This is a genomic window from Prevotella falsenii DSM 22864 = JCM 15124, from assembly GCF_000613945.1.
Classification (GTDB): domain Bacteria; phylum Bacteroidota; class Bacteroidia; order Bacteroidales; family Bacteroidaceae; genus Prevotella; species Prevotella falsenii.
The window spans coordinates 1-21,329 of record NZ_BAJY01000039.1; the positions used below are offsets into that span (position 1 = coordinate 1).

Genomic DNA, 21,329 nt, shown 5'->3' on the forward strand with positions numbered 1-21,329 from the left:
GCCTCATGGTAAACAGAGACGTGGACGAGTTCGGCAAGCGCGCCCCACGCCAGTTGCAGAAAGACAAGGACGAGCAACGACTCATACGTCGCAAATAGTATCTAAGGTGAGGGACAATGCGTGTCCCTCACTATAGTATATAATTTTATGTTAAGGAATGGCTAAAAATAACAAATACATGTTGGTTCCTATTGGTGAATTTATCCATAACACTGTGTGTGGTAGGCTTCTATGCTTCCCTACTTATATTTTTAGCTTCCTTACCCCCGTTATTTACAATATTTAACAACCCGGATTGGGTATGTAATTTTGCGAGGCTGTGCATCTCGAAGTCCATAGATGACTACGAGATGCATTTTGCGTGTACATAGACTTTTGAAAAGAAGACCGCTGCAACTCAAAGTTACATCATTCCATTTCTTTCCAAAGCGTACGATAAATGCCAATAGTTAGGTTTTGGAAGTTGCCTATTATTCACTATCTTTGCACCTTAAAAAATAAAAATACATAGGATTTACTATGATTTCAGGACAAATCGCCCTTCAATGGGGTAAAAGAACAATCTATAATTTGACGGTGATATATGCGCTGTTATCCACCATGCTTCTATACGGATGCGACGGTGACACTACAGTGAATAGCGAAAGTTCGTCTCATCAATCAACCACGATACGGCTTACAATAGAAGTCCCTAATGGTGGTGTAGATAACACCAAGATGGTAGCAACAAGATCCTTCACCTATGGTTTTGAGGGAGATATGGTCCCACCGAAGATGCGGCTAAAAGAAGGCGAAACAACTGAGGGACTTTGTGTTATCAGAAACGAAAACCCCAAGATACCAATAAAATTAGTACAGGTGAAATGGAAAACGCATGATGGTGTCTTGTGGTGCGACACTCTCAATGCTGACGTGGAGGCTCCTCACGATGAAAAAATTGGTAATTGGCAGGCGTGTTTTCTACTTGGTCATGGAACCTACGATGAGAAGACGCACAAAATAAAAATGGGCGTAGAGCGTTTGGCACGCCCCATAAGCCAAAATGAGGAGCAACTATGGAACATGCCTTACCTGTCAGCTTGGTTGCCCTTGAAAACGAGCGACGGTTTACACCTGCGTTCGCCACATGTGAGTTTCAAACCGCAAGGAGCGTTCATACGCATGAGATTGACAAATGATACTAAACATGACATGAGCGTGGCATCACTGCGCATGCGCCCCACTGACGATTCCATGCAGGCAGCACCATTCGTGTGGGAGGCAATGTGGCAGACTGATGAACGAGGGGATGCGCCTGTCGTTTCTCCAGTTTTGCAGAAAAGCGGAGAGGATTTCGAATGTCCACTCGCACAACCACTCACATTAAAACCGGGCGAGACATCAGCCTGGTATGGCTTCTGGAGTATGCCCATAGGTAAATCCGTAGGGTATTCGGGCAATTACTTCGTCGTACCTGCAGAAGAAGCCAAGATACATCGATCGCCATGGTGGCTGTACCACACTCCACTGGAAGGAAAAAGCAATGCGCAAGGCCCCGTGGCAGGTCGAACCTACACGCTCTCACTGAAACTGCGGCAACTAATCTCCACTACCTATGCCAACTGGATGCAGGATATGGAGGACGACCGACTGGTGTGCAAGATGTCCATACCCGGAACACACGATACAGGAGCATGGTCAGGCAACTGGTGGGTGAAGACGCAAGACAAGGACATCAAGGGGCAGCTCGAGAGCGGCATACGCTTCTTCGACATACGCTTGGTGCTTGCAGATGGTGTGCTAAAGCTATGCCACGCCAGTAATGTATTCGACCGCACGTTCCACAAGGATGTATTGCGTGCCACCGCCGATTTTCTGCGGGAGCACCCATCGGAAACGGTTATCATGACCATCAAGCGTGACCACGACTACGACAAAGATGGAGGTAACAAGTACCGTACGGCAGTGGGTAACGTGTTAAGGGCTGATCCCTACGTTACACCATACATTGCAGGATCGTTCAGTCCGACACTTACAATGGGAGAACTACGAGGCAAGATGCTCATCTTGAGCCGTGAGGGCTGGTACTCCACCAACTCGGGGTGGATAGACCGCTGGTATGATAACAAACAATTCTCTACCAATATCTACTCCACCAATCACAGTCGTACCACGCTGAATGTGGAGGACACTTACAGATGCGCTGCTGGCGACAAGGTGAATCTCGTGCGCCAGAACCTGCTAAAAGCCAGTGAGGCGTACGGTGGTGCGGCACCCGACTGGTTCATCACCTTCTGCTCGTACACGGGTCCAAACGGCATAGGCACACCCAATGCCGTCACAGGATACGTTGATCCGCATGTGATAAATATTCTTAAGGGAGACCATCAGTTGCGTACAACGGGTATACTGCTTTTCAACTTTGCAGGCTGGTGGGACAACGGACTCACCAACATCGCCATCAAATTCAACGATACTGCCACACCGCCGCTCAAGCAGTGGTAACAAGTTGGGGCAAGTCAACACACCAGCCGAGCCGTGCGTAATCCCCCCCCCGCGTGTCGGCACGGCTTCATAGCGGATTATTAAACATCATAAAACATATTACAGTCATGCTATATGCAATTATCATCTTCGCAAGTTTCTTTGTATTACGCTTGTTCTCCCTCGCTTTCTCAATAAGGAACGAGAAACGTCTCATCAAATGTGGAGCTACACAGTACGGAAAACGCAACTCCCTACTGCTGACGCTTGCCCATATAGCCTACTACTTTGGTGCCCTCTATGAGGGATATACCAGCAATATGGAGTTTGACAGGACCTCTGTCATCGGCGTGGCAGTCATGGCATTCGCTACATCATGCTGTTTTACGTCATCTACAAGCTGAGTGACGTTTGGACAGTGAAACTCTACATCGTACCCAACCATCGCATCAATCGTAGTTTCTTGTTTCGTACGGTGCGACACCCAAACTATTTCCTCAACATCATACCAGAACTGATAGGTGTGGCGCTACTCTGCCATGCTTGGACAACGTTATGCGTAGGTCTGCCCCTCTACGGCTACCTGCTAATAGTTCGCATCCGTCAAGAGGAAAGAGCCATGCGACACCTGCTATCGTAACGATCGTGACCGACGTCGATAAACTTTATAAAATACTACCTATCATCAGGATAACTTTTATAAACAGGACAGCAATCACAGACAGCCGTGAGGCATCAAGGGGGGAGGAGTTTTTCTTTTCAGAAAAAACTCCCCCCCTGTGTGTTTCATCCAATATTCTTCCAGATGTCGTCACTCACGACGCTGACCGACGTCGGTCACGGTTATTGGTAGCTGACATTCGAGCTGCAAACCAAAAAACTTATCGTTGATGTGCTTTCTCATCCATAGACTTTCTCTTGTAGGGGAAGTTTTTTTTGTTGGTACATCAAATCTTCCTCTCATTTTGTTTCCCACTTTTTCCCACTATTTCCTCACAGTGTGAACGTTTGGTTTTATCCGTTTAATTTTGCCAATATATAACATTATATATTCATCAAAATGTAATATTTATGGAACCAAACAACAATGACAACTATGTGCTGGTCTTGGAAGACCGCACGGAAGTGAAGAATGAGCAAGAAGCGGGAAAAATCTCCGTAGTATCGGGTATCGACGACAAGGGCAACCTCAAGACCACAGAGGCTGCCGCTGCCAATCAGGCTGCGTTCTTGAAATTCAACAACAAGGACGGACTTCTAAAGAACTTCATGTCCAATTTCCTCAAACAGTTCAATAACCCGACTCGTTTCGGACTGTACAAGGTTTTGGCAAACAATGTAGAACAAGGTGTGGACAATCTTCGCACCATGTTGCAAAGTCGTGAAAAGCCAGAAAGCAAACAGCAACTGACAGAGATTGGAGTATCCTTTGACGATTATCTGCCGAAAAAGAAGAACGCCACAGCCATTGATGAGTCGAAGATTGATTGGAAGCAACTTGGTGACCTCGGTCTTACCCGTGAACGACTGGAACAAAGTGGAGAGTTAGAAAAGATGCTTTCTTGGCAGAAGAGTAACCTTATTACTATTGCCGTACCTATTGGTGACACGACCATCTACACCGAAGCACGTCTTGCATTCCGCACGGATGATAATGGCAATGTCGGCTTGGCTATCCACCCGTTACGCAAGGAGCCACAGCTCGACTTCCCCTATATGGGTTACAAGTTCTCTCCCGAAGAAAAGGAGCAACTCCTTGCTACGGGCAACCTTGGCAAGACAATCGAAGTAACGCCCAAGAACGGCAATCCTTTTTCTGCCTATGTCTCCATCGATCCACAGACCAACGAAATTGTTGCCTTACGTGCCGACCGTGTGAACATTCCCAAGGAGATCAAGGGTGTAACGCTCTCTGATGTCCAGTACAAAGATCTTGTGGAAGGCAAAGCCGTGAAAGTGGAGGGTATGACCGCCAAGAGCGGCAAGTCTTTCAACGCCACCCTGCAGGTTAATGCCGAGCGAAAAGGCATTGAGTTCATCTTTGACAATAACCGTGGTTTTAAGGAACGCCAGCAGCAGACACAGCAGCAAGGTGTCCCACATAAGCTTTGCGGTTTAGAGTTATCAGATAAACAGCGTGAAGCATTGGATAGCGGTCGTACACTATATCTAAAGAATATGGTGGACAAACAGGGACAATCATTCAATGCCTATGTTCGCATGGACAAGGAACAGAATCGCCCACGTTTTTACAAGTGGAATCCTGACAAAAAGCAAGAAACCGGCAAAGAAAAGGTGGTTGCCGTAGCAGAGGAACACAAGACACAGGTTGCGGTCAATAACCACGGCAAGACCAACGAAGCCACCAAAAATGTGAAAGAACCACTCAAAACGGGACAGACACAGCCTACTGCTGAGCAGAAGCAAAAGCAGGACGAGAACAAACAGAAGAAGTCCCGTGGACGTAAGATGTAACCTTTAATTCTATTATCAACTATGATTACTTGTATTATTGCCGAGAAACCCTCGGTAGCCAGAGATATAGCCCGTATCGTAGGGGCTAATACCAGACAAGACGGATATTTAGAAGGTAACGGCTATATGGTTACTTGGGCAATGGGACACCTCATTGCCCTTGCCATGCCCGAAGCCTACGGTTTTTCTGCCTATAAAGCTGAAGACCTGCCCATTCGTCCCAATCCATTTCAGTTAGTGGTACGACAAGTACGTAAGGATAAGGAGTATGTATCAGACCCAGCAGCACTAAAACAGCTCAAGGTGATACGCTCCAGCTTTGACAAAGCAGACCGCATCATCGTTGCTACCGATGCAGGACGTGAAGGTGAACTCATCTTCAGATACATCTATTCCTATCTCAATTGCCATAAGCCTTTCGACCGCTTGTGGATTTCCTCCCTCACCGATAAAGCCATCCGTGAGGGACTTTCCAACCTCAAACCAGGAAGCAGTTACGACAATCTCTATTATTCCGCCAAAGCAAGAAGCGAAGCCGACTGGTTGGTGGGTATCAATGCCAGCCGTGCATTGTCCATCGTCCGCAAAGGCGGCTATTCCTTGGGACGGGTACAAACCCCAGCTCTTGCTATGGTCTGCCGTCGGTACATAGAAAATCGTGATTTTTCTTCCGTCCCCTATTGGAAACTCTCCGTAGCAGCAGAGAAAGAGGGCGTATCGCTGAAAGCTGTGAGCAGTAGTGCATTTGACAATGAAGCCGATGCACAGTCCGCTCTCGCCATGCTTCGCGAACAGAGCCGGCTTACCGTGACTTCGGTCGCAAAAAAGGTGGGACATACGTCGCCACCCCTCTTGTTCGACCTTACCTCCCTACAGAAGGAAGCCAACCGAAAGCACGGCTTTTCAGCAGATAAGACCCTCTCAATCGCACAAAGCCTCTATGAGAAGAAAATCACGACCTATCCCCGCACCGGCAGTCGATACATCAGTGAAGACGTTTTCGAGGAAGTACCACTTTACTTGGCAAGATAGGCACTGCACTTCCGACACCACTTAACCGCCACTCGGTGGACAACGGCAAGGTAACTGATCACCACGCCATTATCTACGGGTGAAACAACATCGGGACTATCGACAGATGAAACGACCATCTACCAAATGGTAGTCCATCGTTTCATCGAAGCCTTTTCTCCCGATTCAGAGGAGGAGAGGATGCAGGCGGAACTGACAGACGGTACAAACACCTACATTTGGAAGGCGTGCCGAAGTATCTCCTTGGGCTGGAAAGCCGTGCAGCATAGTACTGGCACGAACGATGAAAAAGGCAAAGAGGAAGAAGAACAGACTTTATCCGTATTGCCCAATCTAATAGAAAACGAGGTGTTACCACTGCTTTCTTCAGAAATTACCGAGCACAAGACCAAGCCCAAACCGCTCTATACAGAAGCGACTTTGCTTTCTGCTATGGAAAACGCAGGGAAAGAGGTCGCAGATGCAGAAAGTAAAAGAGCAATGGCAGAGTGCGGCATCGGTACACCAGCCACTCGTGCCAATATCATCGAGACATTGATTCTGCGAGACTATATCCGAAGAGAAAAGAAAACGGTAGTCCCGACAGAGAAAGGCTTGGCAGTCTATGAGATTGTCAAGGATAAACGAATTGCCAATGCAGAGATGACAGGCTCGTGGGAACTGACCCTTGCCGCCATCGAGGCTGGACAAATGCCACCCGAGAAGTTCGCACAAGGCATCAACTCCTATGTGGAGACGATTTGCGAGGAACTCCTTGCCCTTGCTCCACAGGTACAAAAGTCCTATCCCACCTACCACTGCCCCAAATGCAGCAATGAGAGTGTGGGCATCTATGCCAAAATTGCGAAATGCAGGCACGAGGGCTGCGACTTTCACATCTTCCGTGAAATCTGCGGCACGTTCCTTTCCGAGGACAATATCCGTGATTTGATAACTACCGGGCGAACGCCTATCCTCAAAGGCTTGACGAGCAAGGCAGGCAAGAAGTTCAACGCACGTCTTGTTTTGGGCGAAGACCACACCACCGCCTTTGAGTTTGAAGGAAAGAAAGGAAAAGCACGAGGGAGATAGTTACCACAGACTCAGAGATAAAACAAATTAGTTGGGAGATAGGAAAAATTATCTTCCGACTAATTTTTCCTCTCCATCTTAAACAGAAAAATTATGGCATACAATAAGAAAGCAGTCTTGGAGGGCAATACGGAAGCCATCCGTGTAATCCTCCGATTAGAAAAAGAACGACGTGAAGCCACCGAAGCCGAGAAAGTCCTGCTCAGAGGTTATCAAGGTTTCGGTGGTCTGAAATGCGTGTTGAACCGTTGTGATAATCCCGATGACCTCCGCTATTGGAGCGCATCGGAGCAAAACCTGTTCGCGCCTACCCAAAGGCTCAAACAGATGATTTACCGTGATGCCGTCGATGCCAGCACCGCCAAACGCTATTGGGAGAGTATCAAGGCAAGCGTACTGACCTCCTTCTATACCGACACCCGTATCGTCTCCGCCATTGCCGAAGCCCTTAGTGCTGCCGACGTGCAAGTAAGAAGGTGCTTAGACCCTTCAGCAGGTATGGGAGCCTTTACCGAAACCTTTGCCAAAAGTGCCGGTATGGTCGATGCGATGGAGAAAGACCTACTGACGGCGCGCATCACACAAGCCCTTCATCCTTACGGCAAGGATAATATCTTTGTTCGGCAAGAACCCTTTGAAGCCATCGGAGAACTGGAAGAAAAGGACAAGTACGACCTGATTACCAGCAACATCCCCTTTGGCGACTTTATGGTTTATGACCGTAGTTATAGCAAGGGAGAGAATATCCTTAAACGGGAATCCACCAGAACCATTCACAATTATTTCTTTGTAAAAGGGCTGGACACTATCAAGGAGGGCGGACTTCTTGCATTTATTACCTCGCAGGGTGTATTGGACAGCCCCAAGAATGAAGCCATCCGCCGTTACCTCTTGCAGAATAGCCGTCTTATCTCCGCCATCCGCCTACCTTCGGGTATGTTCTCCGAGAATGCAGGTACGGATGTGGGCAGCGACCTGATTGTCCTGCAAAAACAATCGGGCAAGGAAATTGGTGAGGGCATCGAACAGCAGTTTGTACAAACCGCCTCTGTTCCCAAAGGCGACGGCTTTTCTATTGCGTTTAACCATAACTCCCTCTTTGAGGGCGAATGGAAGGACATTTCCCACCGCACGATTGCCACAGAGCGCACGATGGGTACAGACCCTTATGGTAAGCCCGCTTGGGAATATACGTTTGACGGCAGTATCGAGGATATGGCTGACAGTCTGTGTACACAACTATCCTTGGAAGTGGAGCAGCGTTTCGACCGCAAGCTCTACGAAACCGGCATACCCATGACCGAGGAGGAATGGCAGGTACACGTGGACAAGATGGTGCAGAAAGTGCAAGGAGGTCTAAAAACAGAACAACCACCTCTGTTACAAGAATCCAAGGATAAGGAGGAAAAGAAAGAGGATAAGGAAGATGAAAAAGAAGAAGAAAATGCTTACAATTTGATGCCCGACAGCACTAAGAAGCAACTTCCCAAACTCTATGCAACAGAAAAGCAACTCATCGGCGACCGCACAGCATACGCTCGCTACTTTTTCCCTATGGGAGCCTATACCGCCTATATGCTGGAATACGACCCCAAGGAACGCATCGGCTTCGGAGCCGTTACGATGGGCTATGGTTGGGAACTTGGGTATATGTCCCTCAAAGAAATGGAGGAAGTCAAGATACACGGATTGGGTATAGAACGGGACTTATACTTCAAACCCACTAAATTGCACGAGATAGCAGAACTGGAAGAGATTGTCAGAGGACAATACACTAAAGAACCCATCATTGAGGAAATCAAGGATGAAAGCCGTCAGGAAGTGCAGAAACCTGTACAGGAAGACAATCAACCACAAGCAATGGTAGAACAAGTCGAGGAGGTTTTGAAAGTCGAAGAAGCTGCGCCAGTTTTACATACAGAGCCTGAAACCGAACCAGCCCCAGAAGGTGTCCCCGTAATTACCCTTCAAAGACAATACGAACAAGAAAGCCGTGAAATTCGCACAGACGTGGAAGCCCCACGCGAGATGAACGGTCAGACGGTATTCTTTGATGAAGACCATCATCCGATTATGGATAGCACCATAGAGACAGAAGCCATGGAACAGTTCTTGTTTGCCCCAGAGGAATATAGTCTTTGGACACAAGATGTAGCCCGTGTAAATAATGAAATCAAAGAGGCTGCTCAACAAAAGAAGGTCAGCGATAACCAACCACTTTCTGCGAGCAGGCAACCCAAGCCGGCAAGAAGCACGCCAAGCAGTTCCCGCAGAAGCAAGAAAACTGCATCTGCTCCCGTCAGAGAGCCCTCGCTCTTTGACTTTATGGAGGAAGCCGAACCTCGCAAGCCACAGCCCATAGCAGAGGTTAAGAAAGAGTTTGATGCTTCACCGCGTCCGTTCCTTTCTTCTCCCGACTCACATTTGCGTGACGGCTCGATAGTCGTACAGAATGGGCAGGTAGGTTTCCTGTCTGACTTGAAACGACATCCTACCTTCAACCCGATGGACTTACCCTTTGCTCAGCTCTCACGGCTGAAAGCATATATTGAGATTAGGGAGAGTTATCACCGACTCTATGATTATGAGGCGAACAACCAAGCGGAGGACAAGGAAGAGCGTGAGAAACTCAATCGGCTTTATGACGGCTATGTAGGTCGTTGGGGGTACTTCAACCAGAAGACAAACACCGATGTCATCAAGATGGATGCCACCGGAGTGGAAATGCTGTTCTTGGAACGCTCCGAGAACGGCAAGTACATCAAGGCGGACATCTTCGACCACCCGACGGCTTTTTCCACCTCCGAACTGTCCATAGCTTCAGACCCGATGGAGGCATTGGGCGCATCACTCAACAAATACGGCACGGTGGAGCTTGACTATATGAGTTCTTTGCTTCCCGATATGGAAGAGAGCGATATGCTTTCTGCTTTGGAAGGACGCATCTTCTACAATCCCGAAGAGGACAGCTATGAGGTAGCCGACAAGTTTATTTCTGGCAATGTGATTGAAAAGGCGGAGCGTATCGAGTCGTGGCTCTTGGATCATCCGGAGCATGAGGAAGCGAAACAGAGTCTGACTGCCCTGCGTGCCGCCACTCCCACGCCCATTCCCTTTGCTGATTTGGATTTCAACCTCGGTGAACGCTGGATACCCGCGAAAGTCTATGGCAAGTTCGCCTCGGAGTTCTTCGAGACGGACATCAGGGTGAGTTATCATTCTAATATGGACGAGTATGCCATTGGCTGCGACCAAAAGAACGGTAATATCTGGCACAAATATGCTGTACAAGGTGAGTTTAGACGCTATGACGGACTCAATTTATTGAAGCACGCACTTCACAATACCATTCCTGACATTAACAAAAGCAAGACCATACTTGATGCGGAGGGTAATGAGAAGACGATTAAGGTTCGTGACGGTCATGCCATACAGATGGCAAATGCCAAGATTGAGGAAATCAGACAAGGCTTTGTAGATTGGCTCGGACGGACACCCGACACGTTCAAGGAGCAGCTCTCTGACCGTTACAACCGCCTTTTTAACTGCTTTGTGCGTCCCAACTTCGACGGTACGCATCAGTCGTTTCCCGACCTCGACCTTAAAAGATTGGGCATACAAGACCTTTATAAGAGTCAGAAAGATGCCGTGTGGATGCTGAAGACCAATGGAGGTGGTATCTGCGACCACGAGGTCGGTGCAGGTAAGACGCTTATCATGTGTACAGCAGCCTACGAGATGAAGCGGTTGGGATTGGCTAACAAACCGATGATTATTGGACTCAAAGCAAATGTATTCGATATTGCCGACACTTTTCGCAAGGCTTATCCCAATGCCAAGATACTCTATCCGGGAAAGAATGACTTCAGCAAGCAGAATCGCCAACGCATCTTCAATGACATCAAGAATAATGATTGGGACTGCATTATCCTCACGCATGAGCAGTTCGGCATGATACCGCAAGCATTGGAGATACAAGAAGCGATTTTGCAGAAAGAAAAAGATTCTGTAGAAGAAAATCTTGAAGTGCTCCGTATGCAGGGAGCGGACATCTCCCGTGCCATGCTCAAAGGCTTAGAAAAACGTAAGCAGACCTTGGAAGCCAAGTTACAGGACATTCAAGACAGCATTGCCGAGCGCAAGGACGATGCCGTGGACTTTAAGATGATGGGTATTGACCACCTTTTTGTAGATGAAAGCCACCAATTCAAGAACCTGATGTTCAATACTCGCCACGACAGAGTGTCGGGCTTGGGCAATCCGGATGGCTCACAGCGTGCGCTCAATATGCTCTTTGCCATTCGCACCATACAGGAGCGGTCAGGCAAGGACTTGGGAGCAACTTTTCTTTCGGGAACTACTATCAGTAATTCGCTAACAGAATTATATTTGCTCTTCAAATACTTGCGCCCGCAAGCCTTGGAGAAGCAGGGCATTAACAGTTTCGACGCATGGGCTGCGGTCTTTGCCAAGAAGTCCACTGACTATGAGTTTTCCATCACCAATGAGATTATTCAGAAGGAACGCTTCAGAACCTTTATTAAAGTGCCTGAACTTGCCTCGTTCTATGCGGAGATTTGCGATTTCCGCACAGCAAAGGATATAGGCATCGATCGTCCCGAAAAAAACGAGATACTCCATAACATTCCGCCGACACCTGAACAGGAGGAGTTTATCGGCAAGTTGATGGAGTTTGCCAAAAACGGTGATGCCACGCTTTTGGGGCGTGCGCCGTTGAGCGAGAGTGAGGAAAAGGCAAAGATGCTGATTGCAACTGATTACGCCCGCAAAATGAGCCTGGATCTACGCATGATAGACGAAAACGGGTACTCGGATCATATTGACAACAAGGCAAGCCATTGTGCAAAGCTACTTAATGACTACTATCAGAAGTATGATGCACAGAAGGTACGCAGTTTGTGTTCTCTGACTTGGGTACTTACAAGCCCGGCGGAGACTTTAATATCTATTCTGAGGTGAAGCGTAAATTGGTAGAAGATTATCATATCCCGTCTTACGAGATACGCTTTATTCAGGAGTGCAAGAACGAGAAAGCCAAAAAAGCGATGGTAGAAGCGATGAATCGTGGAGACATCCGCATCATTTTCGGTTCTACTTCTATGCTTGGAACGGGTGTCAACGCCCAGCAGCGTGCGGTGGCGGTGCATCAACTTGATACACCCTGGCGACCCTCAGATTTGGAGCAGCGAAATGGTCGGGCAATTCGTAAAGGTAATATGGTTGCCAAAGAATTTGCTGACAACAAGGTCGATGTGATTATCTATGCCGTGGAGCGGTCGTTGGACAGTTATAAGTTCAACCTACTACATAACAAGCAATTGTTTATCAATCAGTTGAAGACCAACACGCTCGGTAGTCGTACCATTGACGAGGGATCGATGGACGAGGATAGCGGTATGAACTTTTCAGAGTATGTTGCCGTGCTATCTGGTAATACGGACTTGTTAGAGAAAGCCAAACTCGACAAGAAGATTGCCACGCTGGAATCAGAGCGTAAGAATTTCCTCCGTGAGCGTGATGCCGCAACGGGCAAGTTGGCGGAGATTGACAGCTCCGTGTCTTTCCATTCAGACAAGATCAAGGAAGCCAAGGCAGACTTGGCGTGCTTTGAGAAGCGTGTGGAGCGTGACAAAGAAGGTAATCCTATCAATAAACTTGTCATTAAAGGTGTGGAGGACAGTACCGACATAAAGGTCATCGCCGCCCGTCTGCATGAGATAGAGGAAAAGGCTCGTACCAAGAGCGAGTACAACAAGATTGGCGAGGTTTACGGCTTTTCCATCATGGTCAAGACGGAGAGCAGTTCAAAGGATCTGTTTGATTGCTCGATAAACCGCTTCTTTGTCAAGGGACAGGAGAGCATCTACTATACTTATAATAACGGTAAGTTAGCGGCAGACCCGAAACTTGCCTGCGAGAACTTCGTAAATGCCTTGGAGCGTATCCCTAAGGTGATAGAGTCGCATGAGAAGGAAATGGCAAAGGTCGTGACCAACAAAGACGTTTACACCAACATTGCCAACAGTTCTTGGAAGAAAGAGGACGAGCTTCGCTCACTCAAAGGTGAGGCAGCAGAACTTGACAGAAAAATTGCACTTACATTGAACGAACCAAATGAAGAAAATGAAAAATCAAACGAAAATGACCAACCCGAGTATTTAAGACAAAATAGTAGTAATAGCCCAAATACTAAAAAGGAAGAGGAGGGGGTAATTTATTCAAGTTCTATGAATAATAGAAACAAACAAGAAGAAAGTAAGGGATATATTGTAAAATCCAGACTGAGATAAATAGCGATGGTGTATCATAATTGATACACCATCGTATTATATTATTTCCACAAAGAGTATTCTCTCCATTTTTCAGGAAAGCCCATATCTTTCAAAACTACCAATTTGGGAGATTTGTCCAATAGGGTGAGCAAACTCTTTCTAAATGAGCTATCAGGACTGATTATTTGCTGCAAATACAAAATTACAGATAAGTAGGCAAACAACTTATTGTCCCTTATCGTTGCAGCTTCTTGCTTTGACAAGAAAGGATAATTCGTTCTATAAGGAAACTTCAAGGCTATTGTAAAGCGGCGATTCCATACACGACTATGATGGGCACAAGTATTGCGTAAAGACGATAAACCGTGCATCCAATTCTTCAAAATATCGACATTGTATAGTCCCAAATCTCTGCAGATTGTTTTACTAGAAGGATTATTCTTGTCCAAAGCAAAAAACAACTTACTCAATGTTCCCATAGAAACAACCTCTAAGGTCATCCACGCTGGCGGAAAAGCAGGTTCGCTATACTTTTGATAATAATGAGCTATAAATTCCTCATTACTTCGCTTGACCTCTTTCATTAAATCCCCTACAACAGGTTTATCATCTATAATCTCGTTGCGTGTCAATGCGATAAACTTATCGTGCTGAAAGTATAACTTATGATTGAGAAACCAAAAGGCGTCATTTTCATCAACGGAATAAGTTAAGGCGATTCTTGTTCTTAATGCCACCTCGATTTTTTCAATGGCATTGAAGATTAAAGAGCGTAAACGCCTATCAAAACAATAAAGGTCTATCACATCTTGAAAAGAAATGTCCTTTCTCAGAAATTCGTGATTAGCACCTTCCCCGTTATTTTGAAAAGGGTATGTGTATGCTCGTAATCTATAATAACTTATATTATAAAGATATTGGGACGCAAGTTTTTCGTCTCCAATATTAAGTCCTCGATCGCATAACTTTTTAACCTGCTCAGATGTGTCTATGGGCTTCTTTTCGTACCTCATAACCGTATATAAACTCGAAGACCTCCCCGGGTGCGCTGTTCTGATGAGAAGCGTGGGAGGTCATATTGACTGCAAAGTTACTACTTTTTTTTGAATGCGCAAGGAAAATGCCGAAAAAATCATTGCAAGCGATGAATTTTCCATTAAAAGTAGCATCAAATGTAGAAATTACAAATATTTTTTGTCTGCAACCCTATCTTTATCGGTTCAATAGTTTCAAACAATATATGGTAAATTCCTTATCAAAGAAATAAGCGAGTACTGTTATCTTTGTGAGCGGTAAATCCGCAACTAACTTTTTACTTGTAAAGGTAATTATTTTGTTGTGTAAACACTTGCATTTACACAACAAAAATAATCTAATCAGGAAATCAATTACCAGCCATCTCGCTTCCGTACCATTTCATCTATCTCTTCCCGAAGGAAAAGCAATCGACCGTTAGCCTTGAGAAAGGGGATTTTCCCTGCCCAAACCCAGTTATAGATGGTCTTCTGCTCCACTTTGAGTATCTTGGAAACGTCGATGATGTCCAAGTATTCGGGTTTCAATGGAGGGTGAATGGTCGTATCGACAGATTGCTCTTGCAAAAACAGCAGATGGTCAAGTTTACTCTCAACAGTCATCAGCTTGTCAAACAAGCGTTTCTGCCATGTATCTTCGGTTCTTTGGTCTATGTATGACATAATTCTCCTTTTTGATAGTTACCACTTGTGTCTTGCGACAAGATACGCTGCTCTTTCATATAGGCAATGTACTTCTTTGCCGTTCGATCCTTGATTTCCATTTCACGCATCAACACATCGCACAACTCTTGATATGATAGCTTTAGTTTGGCACGGAATGCAGACTTTACAACAGCCAACAGTTCATCGGTCTTGCGTTTTTCCTTATCCTCTTTCGACTTTTCTCCACGATAAACGTGCATATCGGCTTCCTTGTCCCATCCAAAAAGCATTATCGGCACATCTAGCGGGCTTCCATCACGCACTTTCAATGCCTTGACGACCGAGTATTCGGGATTGTCATCTTTCTCGATGGAGAGAATGCCCGCAGCCTTGCGTTGCAGTTCAGACCCTATATGTCCTCTGAGTTTGATGCCGTTGGGTACAAAATGGAGTACGCAAATGATACAAGTATTGTAAATTCCTGCCAATCGATAGAGTTCGTCCACGATGGCTATACTCTCTGTTTCGTCGTTGGCGGAGCGTATCAGGTCTGCTATACCGTCAATGACCACAAGATGAATTCCACTGTGTTTGTGATGAAACAAGTCCATACTCTCACGAATGATTTTCAGTCTGTCCTTGCGTGATAGCGATGCTAGATAGAGGGAATGATAAAACTCTGGCACGGACTTGATACCAGCCCTGCGAAGTGTCTTCTCCAAGTTCTTATAGAGTTGTGCCTCCGATTGCTCTGTATCGTAGTGAAGTACAGCCAATCCTTTGGGGTTGGCAGTTACTTCCAATCCCAAGGTTTGCTCTGCCTTTAATCGTTCTCTCCCAAGAGTGCCAGCAAGGATGGCGGCAATGTAGTTGCTTTTGCCTGTTCCTTCTCCACCTGTGATACAAAACAGATTGTCCTGCGTTCCAAGCGGAACACCATTTACTGCCACCACCGACTTTGAAGCGTCTGGCGGATTATCGTAGTCTATCTCACAAGATTGCAATATCATCATCGTCTGTGCATACATATTGGTGAACATATCATTAAGAAGCACTTTCAAGTCCTTTGCTTCATTGCCCAAGGCAAAGAAGTCCGATATATCCTTCTCCGACTTACCCCCTTGCAATGGTAAGGTTAGACTCAATACCTTGTATTGAGCAAATGCATCTGTCTGCCGTTTAGCTTCCCTTACACCTGTCTCGTCCGTATCGTACAATATAATAATGTGTTGAAAGCGAAGCTGCAATCCTTCGATGATATTCTCAGGAATCTGTGCCGTCTCACTGTTGAAACAGATGGCGTTGAAACCATGAGCCGAAAGTGAAAGCACGTCTTTCTCCCCACCTGTGATGAAAACAACATCCCCTTTGCTGGGCAGCTGCTGGAAGCCAAAGACATAGTCGTTCACTTTCTCACCCCCATAAAGAAAGCGCAGCTTACTCTTAGGGCGATAGACTTTTACAAACTTCCCCATGCTATATCCAAACATAGGCTCATCATGTGTAGAACCAAGAGTAAACGGCTTTCCCTGATTGGAGACAGACTCATAGCGAGCAAGCGACTTTACATGAAAACGTTGCAGAGTCTTAGCATCAATGCCGTATTGCTCCCAATAGTCTAGTTCTTTGACATTGAAAGATTGCTCAATTAGCTTGTACCATTTTTTACCTTCCATCTTCTTGAGCTGGTTAGGTGGTTGTACTAAGGGTGGTTTGCAAGGCTTCATCATCATTGTGTGGGGATTACTATGTTCTTTCCTTTCAATGCAAATATTCAGCTGCAAGTCCCGATTTATGGTTTCAAGCACCTTAACAAAGTCTTTCCTCACGTCCAGTCCGAGCATTGTGGCTGCAAACCAAAAGCAGTCGCCGGAGTAGGCATCGTTGCCAAAGTCCTTCATTCGGTAGCAGCCGGACTTGTTGTCGAGATAGATATTGCACGATGCACGCCTGTCGTCATACATAGGATTTCGGAAATTGCGCTTTGGCACAAAGTCGATAGGCATATAGAAGCAGAACACATCCAGTCCTTTGTTGGTTCGGCTCAGTATTTCTTCTTTGATGTTCATAGCTCCTCAAATAAAGTTTGACCATCACCCATATATCCTTTAAGGACACCATCCTTGTAGGCGTTGAGCCGTTGTAGGGCTTCCACTCGTCTGAAACCCTTGAAGGAGGCACGTCCGCTCTTGATGGCGACGTAAAGTCCCTTGAACGGATAGGCAACGTGGTTGCATGATATATACCTGAACGGGATTGCGTTGGTGTCCCTCCATCGGGCAAGGGATGCCCGCGAAATGCCCAAGAGTCTGATGACGTCGGAGGAACTGAGTTCCATCTTATCCTCCAAAACGGAATAATCGCGTCTCATTTCCACGATAAAGCCGGCTATCCGCTCCATGTCGTTCCTTAGTGAGCGTAACTCTGCAATTACCGTCTTTTGTAAATTGTCTTCTTCTGTCATATGCCACTTCTCTTTTCAGTTTAGGATTGAATAGTTGCTCTCCGTGGATTATCATCCGTCTGGAAATTCAGAGTCCTTCCCCAATTGGTGCAATAACTGCATAAGATGCTGCTTAAATCTTCTACTGTCCAGCTTGCACAGCCGATTGAGAATGACGATGAGATCTTCCTGCTCCATTGTGGAGAAGCGAAGGCTTTTATGGGGCGTGGTTGCTATCATGGACTCAATCATACCCTTGGGGAGATGTATCAAGAGCACGTCCATATCGAAGGCTGCCGCACATCTTGCATAAGTGTTGATACGAAGGTCGGTCTGCATCTTGCAGTGTTTCATAAAGTTGGAATATTCCATATTGGCATAGCCTGCCCTTAGCTTGCAGTTTTTGCTGGCGGAGAGCATGATTTCAAGTGTCGGAAGTACAACGTAGAATTTTGCATTACTTCCGGAGTTTTGTTTCTTTGTATTCATATGTATCCGTCTTTTTGTTAGAAATAATGCTGCAAAGTTCTTAACAAATAGGGCTTTAGAAAGAATATTAAATTGCCAATATTGGCATTATATTGCCATTTTGCATTTTTAACATTATGCGTTATTTGTTGCCGTGTTGCCCAATACGTAGGCGAAAATATTGAGCCTGCCATATCAATCACACCTTTGGGACTGTCAGTGCATGGTGCAAGGTCTATCTATATATATAGACTTGCACCATGCACTGAAAATTGTAGCCAAAAGATTTCTAAAACATTTTCCCACAATAATTTGGAGGATGTTCTACTTTTTTGTACTTTTGAACCCAAGAAATGCAAGTGCGCATTTCGGGTAGCAGTATCTGCGTGTACTCTCAAAATACTCTGTTGTGGCTACAATATGGCTACAATTAAAAAGGATAAAAAAATAAAAGACTATGATACAAGGAGTTGCAGCGAAATGGTCATTTTCCTCTCTCTCCGTAGTTTCTCTCTTTATTACCGATTGTTTGGCAATGAGCCTGTCCATATCCTCTGAAATTTTCTTGTCCGTCACCTGTGCGTAAATCTGCGTGCTTGAAATGGAAGCGTGTCCCATCATCTTGGCTATACTCTCAATAGGGATGCCTGCATTGAGTGTCATGGTGCCGAAAGTGTGCCTTGCCATGTGAAACGACAACCGTTCCTTTATGCCGCAAGCCTTGCCTACAATACACAGGTTCTTGCCCATTACACTGCGACTGCAATCACGGGGGAATACAAGGCTGTCGCCTTTTTCTTTTATTGCTTGATGCGCTTTGTTTCCTTCTTGTTCATTCCTACAATAGTTGATAATGGCTTCCGCTATCGGATGCAGCGGCACAATAAACTCCACCTTTGTTTTTTGGCGTTCCTTGCGGATATACTTCTTCCCGTCCGCTGCCGTTTGGATATGCCCATATTGCAGAGTTTCCATATCAGCGATAGCCAACCCTGTGAAACAGGAGAAAATGAACATCAGCCGTGCCTGTTCCGCTTCCCTGTCATTCATCGTCATTGACATGAGTTTGGCGACATCGCTTTTCTGCAGAAAGCGTATTTTCTTTTCTTCTTTCTCATACTTGGCATGCTCAAAGGGATTGCATCGGATAATCCTTTGATTGACCGCATGGAACATCAGTCGGCTTAGCCAGCAGAGATAGTTATTTATAGTTGTCCCCTTCAATCCACGCTTTTTGAGAAAGAAACGGTATTCTTCAAACAATTCCTCCGTAATGGTGGAAATGGGTATATCCAGCAATCTTTTATCTTCCACAAACTCACGGAGAATCCTGTCAGAATGGGACAGATTATGATAGGTGCTTTCTGTCCTTGACCTGCCTACACTCTCCTTGACAGTTTGCAGTTCCGCCCTGCTCATGGCAAGAAGTGTTGTCGGATGAGTGGCGATGCCTTGCAGGTGATTCTTGATAAGTTCTGCACTTACACTCCGTCCCTTGTCAGTATATCCCGATAGGTCTTTTCCACAAATTTCCTGAACTCATGGAGTCTTTGATTGATTTTCCTGTCTTTCGTCAAGCCCTGTTTGGCGTTCCACTCGGAGGGCTTACACTCTTCGCCTGTGCTAATGGCTGCGCTTTTCCCGTCTATGGTGATACGGCAGAGGATACCTGTCTTTCCGTCCGCCTTTGTTTTCTGTCTGTTAATATAGAACAGTATCTTGAATGTACTTCTCATTGTCTTGATATTTTGATTGAATGAATAAGGAATAAAGTAATTTGATAAGGCTTATATAGCCAACTGCATATCATCGGTGAAAGAACGGAAACGGTCAAATTCCTCAAAGAGTTTCTGTGATGTTACCTTTGCGTAGCGTTCGGTCATGCTTATGTTGGAATGTCCCAGCATCTTGCTCACCGTCTCAATAGGCACGCCCTGTTCAAGCGTGATGAGCGTTGCGAAAGTATGCCTTGCCGTGTGCGTGGTAAAGGGAAACGAGATGCCAGCACGAAGCCGCAGGGCTTTCAGGCAGGTCTGATAGTTCTTGTACTTGATATAGGGGAGCAATGTTTCCCTTTCACCGCTGTGGAGCTTCTCTATCAGCCTTATGGCTTCGGGTAATAGCTTGATACGGCAAAGTACACCTGTCTTCTGACGATTGAACTTCAGCCATAGGTTTCCCTCATCATCACGGACAAGATGGGATTTCTTCAGTTCCATCAAGTCGCAATAGGCCGCACCAACATAGCAGGCAAAGAGAAAGATGTCTCTTGCCGTTTCCATTTCCTCCTCCAAATCATCAAAGCGGAGAGCCTTTAACTTGTCCAATGCTTCCCTGTCCAATGCTTTGGGCAGTTTGTTGTCGCCTTTGCTGATTTTGGCTTTGTCAAATAGTAGTACATCTGCCAATCCCTCACGGTATGCCAATCTGCATACCGTCTTTAAATGCGTGGCTACATTATAGAACGTGCTTTCCTGAAAACCGCACTCACCTAAGAAATACTGACGGAACTCATTGATAAAATTCTCTGTGAGTTGCGAGAATGCCAAGTCCGAGACCTTGTACTTCCGTTGAATAAATTTCTGTAAATGTATGCGGGCGGAGTGGTAGCCGTGTATGGCTCCTTCCTTGATGTCTATACCTACATGGCTTTCTTTTTCCTTGATGAGCATATCCAGCCTCTCGATGAGCATGCACCTTGTCTGCACGCTGTCCTGAAACTGCTCTTTTATATCGGTTGCGTCAAATGGGCAGCCTTTGGAGAGCAAGGACTGATAAGCAGACTGAACGGACAACAACAGGTTTTCCAACCTGCCGTTCACTTCCACCGCCTCACGGCTCTTTCCGTCCATTCGGCTCTCACGCGGATTCCAAAGGTCGGGATTACAAGATAGTTTACAACTAAATTGGGCAATGGAATGCCCTATGGTTATTCGTCCCATAATCGGGGCTTTTCCCGACTTGTCAAGACCGCTCTTTTTAAGGTAGAGCAACACCTTCATTTTCTCTTGTTTCATACGCTTTAATTTTTATGGGCAAAGTTACCCGAATTAAAGCGTTCCTCACTTATGCAGAAAACTGTCGATCGCAGCAACAGCCACACGAGTGAAAATAATTCAGTTACCGAACATTGCCTCATCGTTACCTATGGCGAAATCGGGTAACGCTTTGGTAACTGAACTTCTGCCTAAATCTGCATAGTACTGCCTTTTACGAACGGTGCAGTTTTACGCAAATTATTTCATCTCCTCCTCATTATCAGTTAGTTTACATCAACTTCGACCTTTCTTCATTTTCCTTGATTAGTTGCATTCCAAAAGCGGCTGTTTTGCACGGTAAAAGCGTAGGTTTTGCGTTGTAAAACCTACGCTTTCGCAACGTCAAAGCGTAGTTATCACTTTTTAA

Annotated in this window: 11 protein-coding genes and 3 pseudogenes; 7 read left to right on the forward strand and 7 right to left on the reverse strand. The window is 45.9% G+C overall.

The features are described from left to right. Positions 1–633 precede the first annotated feature (633 nt). The 7 genes and pseudogenes from JCM15124_RS11175 (at position 634) to JCM15124_RS17185 (ending at position 13,352) form a co-directional block, all read left to right on the forward strand. Positions 634–2,484, forward strand: a complete 1,851-nt coding sequence (locus JCM15124_RS11175; protein WP_232220172.1) for a phosphatidylinositol-specific phospholipase C — start codon at positions 634–636, stop codon at positions 2,482–2,484. Between the two features lie 107 nt (positions 2,485–2,591). Then, positions 2,592–3,103, forward strand: a pseudogene (locus JCM15124_RS15495) (isoprenylcysteine carboxyl methyltransferase family protein). Between the two features lie 431 nt (positions 3,104–3,534). Beyond that, on the forward strand, positions 3,535–4,938 hold the full coding sequence (locus JCM15124_RS11180) for a DUF3945 domain-containing protein (RefSeq protein WP_004338306.1): 1,404 nt from the start codon (positions 3,535–3,537) through the stop codon (positions 4,936–4,938). A gap of 21 nt (positions 4,939–4,959) precedes the next feature. Further along, positions 4,960–6,621, forward strand: a pseudogene (locus JCM15124_RS16015) (DNA topoisomerase); the annotation flags it as partial. A gap of 39 nt (positions 6,622–6,660) precedes the next feature. Next, positions 6,661–7,041, forward strand: a complete 381-nt coding sequence (locus tag JCM15124_RS16770; protein WP_232220173.1) for a topoisomerase C-terminal repeat-containing protein — start codon at positions 6,661–6,663, stop codon at positions 7,039–7,041. Positions 7,042–7,134: 93 nt separating this feature from the next. Further along, positions 7,135–12,021 carry a helicase-like domain-containing protein gene (locus JCM15124_RS14240; protein ID WP_373277542.1) on the forward strand — a complete coding sequence of 1,629 codons (4,887 nt, stop codon included), beginning with the start codon at positions 7,135–7,137 and terminating at the stop codon, positions 12,019–12,021. Beyond that, positions 11,961–13,352 carry a helicase-related protein gene (locus JCM15124_RS17185; RefSeq protein ID WP_373277543.1) on the forward strand — a complete coding sequence of 464 codons (1,392 nt, stop codon included), beginning with the start codon at positions 11,961–11,963 and terminating at the stop codon, positions 13,350–13,352. Before JCM15124_RS14240 ends, JCM15124_RS17185 begins: the two co-directional genes overlap by 61 nt. Before the next feature lie 41 nt (positions 13,353–13,393). Here JCM15124_RS17185 and JCM15124_RS11195 read toward each other — a convergent pair whose 3' ends face one another. From JCM15124_RS11195 to JCM15124_RS11225, 7 genes and pseudogenes are all read right to left on the reverse strand, one after another. Further along, on the reverse strand, positions 13,394–14,347 hold the full coding sequence (locus JCM15124_RS11195; protein WP_004352710.1) for an Abi family protein: 954 nt from the start codon (positions 14,345–14,347) through the stop codon (positions 13,394–13,396). 375 nt (positions 14,348–14,722) lie between these two features. Further along, positions 14,723–15,031 carry a helix-turn-helix domain-containing protein gene (locus tag JCM15124_RS11200; protein WP_004338289.1) on the reverse strand — a complete coding sequence of 103 codons (309 nt, stop codon included), beginning with the start codon at positions 15,029–15,031 and terminating at the stop codon, positions 14,723–14,725. Further along, complete coding sequence (locus JCM15124_RS11205; RefSeq protein ID WP_004338288.1) at positions 15,019–17,082, reverse strand: bifunctional DNA primase/helicase; 2,064 nt, start codon at positions 17,080–17,082, stop codon at positions 15,019–15,021. Before JCM15124_RS11205 ends, JCM15124_RS11200 begins: the two co-directional genes overlap by 13 nt. Next, positions 17,079–17,477 (reverse strand): hypothetical protein, encoded by a 399-nt coding sequence (locus JCM15124_RS11210; RefSeq protein ID WP_004339692.1) that lies wholly within the window; start codon positions 17,475–17,477, stop codon positions 17,079–17,081. The genes JCM15124_RS11205 and JCM15124_RS11210 overlap by 4 nt, the downstream gene beginning before the upstream one ends. Before the next feature lie 51 nt (positions 17,478–17,528). After that, positions 17,529–17,945, reverse strand: a complete 417-nt coding sequence (locus JCM15124_RS11215; protein ID WP_004339693.1) for a hypothetical protein — start codon at positions 17,943–17,945, stop codon at positions 17,529–17,531. A gap of 471 nt (positions 17,946–18,416) precedes the next feature. Further along, positions 18,417–19,660, reverse strand: a pseudogene (locus JCM15124_RS14245) (tyrosine-type recombinase/integrase); the annotation flags it as partial. A 51-nt stretch (positions 19,661–19,711) separates the two neighbouring features. Beyond that, complete coding sequence (locus tag JCM15124_RS11225; RefSeq protein ID WP_024999480.1) at positions 19,712–20,941, reverse strand: site-specific integrase; 1,230 nt, start codon at positions 20,939–20,941, stop codon at positions 19,712–19,714. Positions 20,942–21,329: the final 388 nt, after the last annotated feature.